Here is a 9,602-nt window from a genome sequence, read left to right on the forward strand (position 1 = left end):
ATGAACACGCGCATGAATATTTTTTTGAAATGCCCGATGAATTCGTCACTTTTCCGCGCGATGAGCAAAAACAAGACGTCTTATTCTGACGCATCCTTGTTTATCCACAACTTTTTAAATTTGAATTTTAAATACTGTTAGTAATATCCTATTTATACAAATTCTACTTCCAAACACGCCTTGTAGCGTAGGAGTATCTAATGTCTAAGAAGTTGCCTATCTACTTCTCTGACGACGCATGGTCATCTTTACAAGAGCTCATGGGTCCAGAGGGTAAGCCAAGCCCTACCATCAATACCGTGCTTGAACAAATCGCTGTTCAAAATGAACTGGTTGCGCAGTTAGGGCTTACTGCAGTTCTACCCAAATCTAAAGTCTCTATCCCCGTCTCTTTAGAGCGCATCCCTGCAGGTCCAGCCTTCAGCACCAAGGATGAGCAAGATAAAGCGCTCGATCTGAATGAGTTCCTGATTCACAACCCTATTTCTACGTTCATTGCTTATGTAGACAGTGAATCTATGCTTGATGCTGGTTTCGAGATCAATGACCCAATCATTGTCGATCGCAGCATTGAGGCCAAGCATTACGATATCGTGGTTGCCCTGATTGATAATAGCGCCTCGACCATTAAGCGGCTGATGATCACCAATAAGATGTCCAAGTCTGAAATCAAAGAAATATTTGGAGATGAAGATTATCCGCTTCCAGAACTTTGGTTGAAGGCTGAAAATTCGAATTACAATCACATCATTCCTGATGATAGTCAGACCATATCAATCTGGGGTGTGGTGACTTTTAATTTAAAGCGTATTTATCACCGCTCATAAAAAGAAGAATAACCATGCAAAGTGAAAATGAAATATTCGCGTTAGTCGACGTGAATAATTGCTACGTCTCGTGTGAGCGTGTGTTTAATCCTGCCTTGAATGATCGCCCAACCATTGTGCTCAGCAACAATGACGGCTGTGCCGTGGCCAGAAGCCAGGAAGCGAAAGACTTAGGCATCAAGATGGGTGTTCCTGTATTCCAAATTAAAGAGCTGATCAAACAACATAACATTCAGGTGCTATCCAGTAATTTCTCCTTATATGGCGAAATGTCCAAGCGCTTTATGGAGCTGCTTGGGGACTATGTTGCACCAGGAGATCAAGAGGTCTATTCCATTGATGAATGCTTTCTGAAGCTCACAGCTTACGAGCATCTATTTGACCTGACTGTATATGCTCAAGACATGAGGGCTAAGGCTTGGCGTTGGTTAGGCCTACCCTGCTGTATTGGAATTGGTCGCTCTAAAACCGAAGCCAAGATTGCCAATCATCTCGCCAAGAAAAACAAGTTCTTCAATGGGGTCTGTAATCTGGCCCATATGGACCCATGCTCTACAGAAACGCTACTCGCGCAGGTTGATGTGTCTGAGGTTTGGGGCGTAGGCAGACAGAACTGTAAGAAGCTCAATACTATGGGTGTTCAATCTGTGCTGGATCTGATCAATGCCAATCCTAAAGAAATCAAAAAGCAGTTTAGTATCGTGATGGAAAAGACGGTGCTTGAGCTACAGGGCCTTTCTTGTATTGACCTTAGTGATGATACTGTAGCGAAGAAGCAAATCATCAGCAGCCGTTCATATGGCAACCCAGTGTATGAAATGGATGACATTAAAGCTTCGGTTCGGCTTTATGTGGCCAGAGCCGTGAAACGAATGCGGGAAGATGGCTCAATCTGCAAGATGATCGGCGTGTATATCCAAACCAGTCGCTTTGATAAGACAGAGCGCTACTCGCCTTACATCGTCGTTCAAATGCATGAGCATACGGATGATCTACTGCTCATCACCAAGGCCGCGATGAAAGGCATCGATCAGATATTTAAGAAAGGCTTTAAGTATAAAAAGGCGGGAATCGTGCTGCTCGAAATTACAGATCAATCCAAGTTTGTGCCCGATCTATTCACGGACTATTCACATAAGCAAGAGCGAGAAAGGCTTTCAGATGCCATCGAAGCCATCAGTGAACGGTTTGGGAAGAATCTCGTCACGCTAGGCATTGCCAACAATAAAGAAGCCACATGGCACATGAATCAAAACCTTAGATCACCTTCGTATTTAACCAAATGGTCTGACTTACCAAGAGTAGGATAAAAACATGCACTTATTTAAATTAACTGACGAACAACTCGCACAAATTCTTATCCCGAAACGATTTGTACCACCTACTCCACCTGAACATGAAGGCAAGAATATGGTCTATGTATTTGATAGTGAGGATAAGTTTGAACTGACTTATGATGAGCTGGTGGAAATCATTAGCAAAGCTAGAATGGCTGGTCCGAAGTTGATACCTGTCTTAGGCACCGTGAATTAAATTGTGCAGTGTTCGCACGCCACTTGAAACATAACTTGATTGGAAATGAATTTGGGCTGAGAAAAATTCAGTTCAAATTTAACCTGACGGGCACACTAAAAAATGGGTAATTGTCAGATCGAGTTTGGACTACAACACTTTAGCTCATCGATTTACCATACCGCTAATCTTCACACCATTTTCGTAAATCCAGCGATCAAACTGTGATACTACATTCCGCTTATTAATCCAAGTCAGCATGGTGCTTTTCATAAAGGCAGTTTACTTATAAACAGGGAAATTTCTAAACAATTCCCCTTTAACATGCTTAGGCTATTTGATCCAGAGTTCATCTTTTTGCATCATTTTTAACATTAAATTAAATATAACCAGCGGAGTAACATTTTTTTTGTTAGAGCCGACAACTCTTTGAAAACTAAATTTAACGGTTCGCTCAGGAGCATCCAAATTAACTGGGTAGTTTTGTTTTTCTAAATACAGATGATCTCCTAACATTGGCTCTATACCAGTAATAAAATTAACAATTTGTTGCTCATCACCTTTCATTCGGCATTGAAAATGTAGAAAATTCTTACGCAGTTTTCCAAATAATAATAATATTTTAAGCGCCTTAACCATGTTCTTTTCTTTCAGTGCATCTTGCTGCCTATCATCTTTATAATGAAAATCAAGGAGAGGAATTATTTCATCTGGACGAGTCAGTTTTTTAGCCTTTTCGTAAAGTTCATCAAACCAACTCTCTTCTAAATTCTTACTATAAACATAATTCGTTTTTAAATTAAATTTTTGGCGATCCATCCATTTAGTGCTCATCCATTGACATCGTTGCATCCATTCTTGAGCTTGGGTATCTTCGCTTAAACGACCTTCTCTAAAACTTATCAAACGTTGAAAAGGTGTCAGAGTACTCTTCTCTATACTAAACTTCTTTTCTTGTCGGCCAGCCATCGTAACTGGCTGTGTTTGCTGATAAGAATTAAACCATTTCTGCTGCTGAGTATAACGATTTAGGTTTATGTAGTCTGTACTTGACTTCACTGGACTAAAACACTGTTCTAATACTTTTTTTGAAATGATACACGGCGAATTATAAATTCGATCGACTGCTAATAAATCCAAAACATGAAGGTAATTTGAAGCCGTTTGCTCAATACTGCTATGCCCCATCCAAGAGGCGAGCACCTGCCATTTATGTTGAATAATCTCTTCTTGAGCACGTGCTTTCATACCAAACAATAAATCCCTCATCTTTTTTGCTTTTACCCAAGGACAATCTGTGTAGGTCTTGATCATTTCTTTTGAACCGAGCAAAGTTATTGCTAGATAGTTAGCAGCACTGTGGCGTAATGTATGAAAACTAAAGCCATGATGCATACCTAATATTTGACTAAACAAATCTACTGTAATTTTGCTGATACATTGATCAGTTAATACACGATGATTCACACTAAAAAGTAGATCATCCTGCTGATTAACCAAATATTGCTCATAACGATGTTGTATGTAACGTTGTACTACTAAAAACTCATGTTCTGACAATGCAATTTTCAATGGTATTTGACGATTCGCACTTCGCGTTTTCAGACGGCGATATGAATTGTCTTGGATATGAAGCGTGATATTATTAAAAACTGTATTTTCTTTTTCTTTATAAAGTAGCTCTGGGCAAATAATATCTTGTATTTTAAGACAACGAACTTCATTTAATCGAAGTCCAGTTCTATAACTTAGTAAATACATCAGCTTTAAACAACTCAGATGATCGACCCACTCTGATGCCGTTGGCTCTTGACTTAAATTTTCTAGTTTTTCCAATAATTTGCCAAATAGCAAAGGACTCACTAGCCGTGCATTGCAAATTTGTAAATGCTTAAAACTTGAATTCTGTAACACCAATACCCCTGGAGCATCATAATTCTCTATACAGAATTGATGAAAATCTTTTAGGCGACCAAAACGGTATTCTGCGCTTTGGTGCATCTTACGAGAGGTTTTTCCTTTCACCGAATCTCGTTGAACTGCTTTTTCATCACGTTCACTGCTGTATTTCAATAGCTGCCGATATAAATCCTCATAGTCATCTATGGATTGTTGCTTTAAATCTAATTTATTGAGCCAAATCTCAAATATAAATTCTTTGCCAAACGATCCTAAGTAGCTTTCAATAGTTGATAATTGAAGCCCTCGTTTTTTTAAATGCATTAACCAGTGAATTAAGCGTAGTTGAGCATCAATTAAAGACTTTTCCTCCGTATTAGCATCAACTATCTTCTCCTCTAACACCCTTCTAGTTTCTTGCCAAAAACGTAGCGTGCGTTCTTCTTTATTCCTCTTTTTATCTAAACGCTCAACTTTTTGACCTTTACGTTTCTTTTGACCAAACAACATCAACTCATACGGAATCGTTTGTAATTTGCTTTGAACAGTCGGAACTTCAGGAAGTAACTGCTCTTGTTCAAAATGAATAGGGCGATTATCTGGTTCTGTGACTTGATTGTAATCATTATTCCACAGCAATCTAAATTCGGATGGCCTTAAAGCAACAGTATTAATCTCTTGCTGAAGCACATTACTCAAAAATATATCTATGCTGAGGTTTGGATTAAATTCGAGTACCATTTGCACATCATTAAATGCACGAAATCCACGGCGTTTAATTTGATATTGCAGATCCCCAAGACTTTTTTTCCTGCCTATCTTACTCAAGCTTTCTAAAATACAATCTTCAACTGAATGTTGCAGACAAAATTCTTTCTGAGTAGCTTTCAACTTTTTTAAATATTGCAAAATGAACTGCGCATATGGGTTAAAAAAAACATGTTTCCATTGGTACAACTTTCCCTGTTCTACATCGTTGCCATATTGAGAGTTTTCAACACGATAATGTAGTAACAATGGATTAGTGATTTTTTTGTAGTCCGAATGGTATAACCGAAAACAATTCAGATCTGTACCAAGCTCAATGGCCTCCTGCAATTGCTTCTGAATAGCAATCAAATGCTGTTCATCTGCACAGCCTGAAATATATATAAAACTTAAGCATAAATTTCCCCATAAGTACTTTGGTTCATTCCAATATTCAAATGAATCTTGCCAATACTGCCTTAATTCCTTAAGTACATGGATATGTAGATGCCCCTGTTCTAACCGTGACTCTGTACTCTCAATTTTTCTAGGCAGTACGATCCGTTTAGTATGTGGATTTAGCTTAATTCTGTATGATTTTTTATCTACATTCTGGTTGAATTGCTTCCTTCTTTTATTAAATTCATCTTCAGTAAATTGCATCAGTTTTGATTGTTCGTCTCGGCTCAACTTTTGACTCAAACAATCAACACTATCTTTAATGTCATGCCATTTTTCAGCGATCTGCTGATCAAGTTTTTGCTGCATTTCTTTCGTCAATACTTCAGGTGGAGAAGGCTGTCTATCTAGCGACTTTTTCACCATTTTATGAATATCAACAAATAGATCATCTAGTTGTGGTTTTATTAGTTCTTTGATTTTTTGCATACAACTATTTTCGCTCTAAGTGTTTAATCGATAAAGATTTGACATTATCTTGCAATTGCTGGCGGGCTTGCTGTACATAGACATTCGGGATAAGTGAAGAATGCGGATGAAAAGCCTCTCGGTCACGTTGGTCATGACCATACAGGGCCTGAATTAAGTGAAAAGCTAATGCTGGTTTACCCTCTTGCTGCTCATGCATCAAAAAGTTCATGTCAAAATGACGTAACCAATTCGAATACATATTCTTTGGAAAGACTCCTTGCATATATGAATTCACCCATTTTCTCGATAAAGGGATTAACTTAATTTTCCTGCTCTGCCATTCTTTGACAGTTATCGGCAAGATATCTTTACTAAAAATGACCTTACCAAAAAGATCATTTACAGTTATCTTCTTCTTTGCAAAGACTTGTCTAAAAAATGAACCGTACGCTTCAATAATTTGTTCTAAAAAGGCAGTGTAATTTTGCAGTGTTTTTATGAAAAAATCAGATAAAGGGATAAAACGACCATCTTTTCTTGCTTTACTATTTTTTTTATCATTCACATATAAAAGCTTGAGCTCAACACAATAATCATCCAAATTCCCCAACAGGTTTTTTTTAGGCCGACTTGCCAAACTCAACAAACTGATATGCCACATCCAACACGCATATGCATTAAGTTGATTAATAATGTGCTTATCTTCTTGGATGTTTTCGTGACAATGTCTATGTAAAATATGGAATTGCTCTTTCACAAAATTGGGTTCAAGTGCCAGTTGGCTCCCTATCCTTCCTATAGATAATGCAGATTGCACTTTGAATTGTTGTTGCAATATTTTTAGTTCAGCCGTGTCTTCAGTAAAATGTGTGGAATGTGGTGTAAGTGCTTTTTCTAAAAAGGCTAGATATGTGCTACTGAGTTGAGTTTTCGGTAGCCCGCCATAATAGATACCAGGCATGTGATGCTGACTATCCCGCCCAGCAATTACATGAGCAAGATATTCATTATATGTTTCATAATATATATGAAAATATAATTGAGCCTGCAGTTTTTCTACAGTGATCGAACCTACAAACCGATTATCAAGCCAATTCTTAAGTTTCGTATTAATGTGTGTTGATGAAATTAGTGGATTCGATGCTTGTTCTATATAGTCAAACCAAGCAGAAGGTAAATGTAGTTGATGTGTCATCACTTCATTCCACCGCACATGATTTAAGCTCTTAATCTTCTGCTCTGTAATTTTAAGATTTAATTTGAGTAAATATTCGCGACGTCTACTTGAACCATTCTGGATCAAAATTCCATCTTGAATAAGCTCGTTAAAATCCATCAGTGCGACGGGTGATAATCCCGTCAAAAGTGACAATAAACATGCTGCAGCGATTGCAGCATCCCTCCAGTGCCCGGATAACTCGGTTCTCAACACATAAACAATTTGCTTCAGTATATCTGGCGCCAAATAATGTGGATTTGTAACAAAAGGAGCATGACGGCGCTGGCGATGCCGCATTAGATGCGTCGCATTATCGCTGAGTATATAATTTAAATTTTTAGACTTTTCATCTTCTGAATAAAACTCCATTTCAGGATCTAATAGATCAACTTCACCCTCTTCATCTTTGTGAAGAGCGGCATCATAAATACTGATCTTTGCGTTATGTCCAATATCTACTTGCTTACCCGTTTTAATTTCACGAAATTTTTTGAGTTCATTTTTCGTCGGCCATTGCAAAACTTTACTTTTTTTTGACTTACGCTGACGATGAACAACACGACGATCATCAAGTCTTTTAAAAATTATTAATAGAGCCGATAAATACTCTATGGCTTGTACTTGTTTGAAATCTTTAATATTAAAAAGTTGATTACGATCCTCCTTTTTCAAGTTACGTTCGTACATGACATAGCGATTTAGTAGCTCACTGCATTCTTGAAATAATTCAGCATGATTAGAATCCAGAACATATCGTGATACATAGCGAAAGAGATCACAAACATGTTTTTGCTTATTCTCAGCTTTATCAATTTTTGCAAATTCTTGATACTGCCGATATGTTAAAAAACTCGCTTGTAGAATCAAATAACGTTCAGACGACAGCTCTTGAGTATTACTAGTAGTCGGGCATGCAAAATAACTTAAAGAAGCTAGATAATAATATTTACCTAATTGTCTAGAACTAGATATATAGCCATATATCTGTTGTGCTTCCTTATATAGAGCATGGGCTTTTTCACGTAAATCATCTGATAGATCGACAAATTGTGTATTCACAACATGATTGCGTAATAAACAATAATCTTTTTGGAATTTTTCTGCTAAATCTAAGAATTGCTCTTCTGTTTCAATCTTTGGCATATTCGCTTTCGCTTAATTTTTTATCAAATTGCATTGGTTAAATTCATTACGATCTGAACAATTTGGTAAAAGTTGATCTTTTATTGAACTCTTTGTCAGCTTAAAAAATCTAGCAAAAAATTTAGCATCCAGCTCTTTCTGAGCTTTTCTCTCAAAGCACAAGTGTTGCTGTGATTTTTCGATAAAATCATCAAGATTATGTATCAACTGTAAGATTGCAACATAATTAGAATGTACACGTAAGCATGGCTCCGTTTGCATTAATAGCAATATTTTTTGCCAAATTTTCACATAGATTATTTTGAACTTTGCTTGTACTACTACTTTCTGGCTCTGTTTAATCTTTTTGATTTTCAGTAGTTCTGAGTTAATTTTTACTATCTTAAATTGAACATTTTGTCGCTCAAAGCAAAAGGGCATGATAAATTGCCCCATAAATATCTCTATATTTTTTACTAAATAGTCAAATTTTAACATTTTTATCGATATAAAAAATGAGCATATCTTTGTATATTAAAATTCATTTAATTTATCAACTAAATTCTCTCAAAATTACAATTATCAACAAATACATATGGTTTGCTTATCATGGGTGGTCTAAATTTTAAAAATTCTTCCACTTTTTTTAGTTTTCTGTTATTACATGAAACAATACCGTTGTATTACATTTTGAAATGCTGTGTATGCAGCATTGATCAAAAAGATTCTCTGCTATACTTACTTCACGTGTAGCATCAATGGAGTTTCGAAATGCTCAGAACCACTGAACAGAAAAAAAAATATATTCAAGCGACACGTGCGCAAAACTATCAAGCCAGCCTAAAGCTTGAAGGCATTACAACGACAGCTCAAACAACTCAACAAAGTAAAGCTGAAATCTTGCAAAAATATAAGAAGTATTCGCAACCCGAAACTTAGTCAGGTGCATGTATGGATAAATATGGGGAAATGGGTGACAGCCTGTATTGTTACCCTGGCACAAATATCCTAAAGAACAAACTCAATATTCATGATGAACAAATTTTAGAACAAGCTGAACTAGAACTGTCTGGATTGGCAAGTAACTTAATTGAATATGCTGAACCACCTTACGACTTACAATACTTAAAATCAATTCATGCGCAGCTCTTTGGCGACTTATACGACTGGGCAGGAAAGTTAAGACAAATCGATATTTCCAAAGGTGACACCCGTTTTTGTAATTTTTCCCGTATTGAAATTGAAACCAATAAACTACTCAAACCGCTTCAAGAAAAAAAATACTTTCAAGGCTTAGCACCACAACAACTGATTCCTCAACTTGCCGACTTGTATTGTGAGCTTAATGTCATACACCCATTCCGTGAAGGTAATGGACGTACACAACGGATTTTCTTTGAGCATCT

General features: G+C 36.9%; 9 protein-coding genes and 1 pseudogene. 6 read left to right on the forward strand and 4 right to left on the reverse strand.

Annotated features, from left to right (window positions below; all coding sequences use genetic code 11):
• The 4 genes and pseudogenes from CL42_RS17585 to CL42_RS14720 form a co-directional block, all read left to right on the forward strand.
• Positions 1-89 (forward strand): annotated as a pseudogene (locus CL42_RS17585) (DUF159 family protein); the annotation flags it as partial.
• A 111-nt stretch (positions 90-200) separates the two neighbouring features.
• Entirely contained in the window at positions 201-827 is a 627-nt protein-coding gene (locus CL42_RS14710) for a LexA family protein (protein ID WP_035270232.1), read from the forward strand.
• 14 nt (positions 828-841) lie between these two features.
• Positions 842-2,137, forward strand: coding sequence for a Y-family DNA polymerase (locus tag CL42_RS14715; protein WP_001190352.1), 1,296 nt, complete (start codon positions 842-844; stop codon positions 2,135-2,137).
• A 4-nt stretch (positions 2,138-2,141) separates the two neighbouring features.
• The gene (locus tag CL42_RS14720; RefSeq protein WP_000550047.1) at positions 2,142-2,360 is read left to right on the forward strand and encodes a hypothetical protein; all 219 of its coding nucleotides are present in this window, start codon (positions 2,142-2,144) and stop codon (positions 2,358-2,360) included.
• Positions 2,361-2,504: 144 nt separating this feature from the next.
• On the opposite strand, the gene CL42_RS17770 is transcribed toward CL42_RS14720, so the two are convergent.
• Genes CL42_RS17770 through CL42_RS14735 form a run of 4 tightly spaced genes read right to left on the reverse strand, consistent with a single transcriptional unit; the run spans position 2,505 to position 8,694 of the window.
• Entirely contained in the window at positions 2,505-2,612 is a 108-nt protein-coding gene (locus tag CL42_RS17770; RefSeq protein ID WP_372551473.1) for a hypothetical protein, read from the reverse strand.
• A gap of 60 nt (positions 2,613-2,672) precedes the next feature.
• On the reverse strand, positions 2,673-5,873 hold the full coding sequence (locus CL42_RS14725; RefSeq protein WP_002046149.1) for a site-specific integrase: 3,201 nt from the start codon (positions 5,871-5,873) through the stop codon (positions 2,673-2,675).
• A gap of 4 nt (positions 5,874-5,877) precedes the next feature.
• Positions 5,878-8,217 (reverse strand): hypothetical protein, encoded by a 2,340-nt coding sequence (locus CL42_RS14730; protein ID WP_002058482.1) that lies wholly within the window; start codon positions 8,215-8,217, stop codon positions 5,878-5,880.
• 12 nt (positions 8,218-8,229) lie between these two features.
• The gene (locus tag CL42_RS14735) at positions 8,230-8,694 is read right to left on the reverse strand and encodes a hypothetical protein (RefSeq protein WP_000911011.1); all 465 of its coding nucleotides are present in this window, start codon (positions 8,692-8,694) and stop codon (positions 8,230-8,232) included.
• A gap of 273 nt (positions 8,695-8,967) precedes the next feature.
• On the opposite strand from CL42_RS14735, the gene CL42_RS16845 reads away from it, so the two are divergent.
• Positions 8,968-9,135, forward strand: coding sequence for a YhfG family protein (locus CL42_RS16845; RefSeq protein WP_002125865.1), 168 nt, complete (start codon positions 8,968-8,970; stop codon positions 9,133-9,135).
• A gap of 12 nt (positions 9,136-9,147) precedes the next feature.
• Positions 9,148-9,602: Fic/DOC family protein (locus tag CL42_RS14740; protein WP_035270234.1), on the forward strand; the 455-nt coding region annotated here is incomplete at its 3' end.

Source organism: Acinetobacter sp. Ver3, assembly GCF_000632455.1.
In the GTDB taxonomy this organism is placed as follows: Bacteria; Pseudomonadota; Gammaproteobacteria; order Pseudomonadales; family Moraxellaceae; genus Acinetobacter.

Coding starts and splice junctions, on each gene's coding strand:
- CL42_RS17770 (WP_372551473.1), bottom strand. CDS start 2,612: ATGAAAAGCACCATGCTGACTTGGATTAATAAGCGGAATGTAGTATCA.
- CL42_RS16845 (WP_002125865.1), top strand. CDS start 8,968: ATGCTCAGAACCACTGAACAGAAAAAAAAATATATTCAAGCGACACGT.
- CL42_RS14730 (WP_002058482.1), bottom strand. CDS start 8,217: ATGCCAAAGATTGAAACAGAAGAGCAATTCTTAGATTTAGCAGAAAAA.
- CL42_RS14720 (WP_000550047.1), top strand. CDS start 2,142: ATGCACTTATTTAAATTAACTGACGAACAACTCGCACAAATTCTTATC.
- CL42_RS14715 (WP_001190352.1), top strand. CDS start 842: ATGCAAAGTGAAAATGAAATATTCGCGTTAGTCGACGTGAATAATTGC.
- CL42_RS14725 (WP_002046149.1), bottom strand. CDS start 5,873: ATGCAAAAAATCAAAGAACTAATAAAACCACAACTAGATGATCTATTT.
- CL42_RS14710 (WP_035270232.1), top strand. CDS start 201: ATGTCTAAGAAGTTGCCTATCTACTTCTCTGACGACGCATGGTCATCT.
- CL42_RS14735 (WP_000911011.1), bottom strand. CDS start 8,694: ATGTTAAAATTTGACTATTTAGTAAAAAATATAGAGATATTTATGGGG.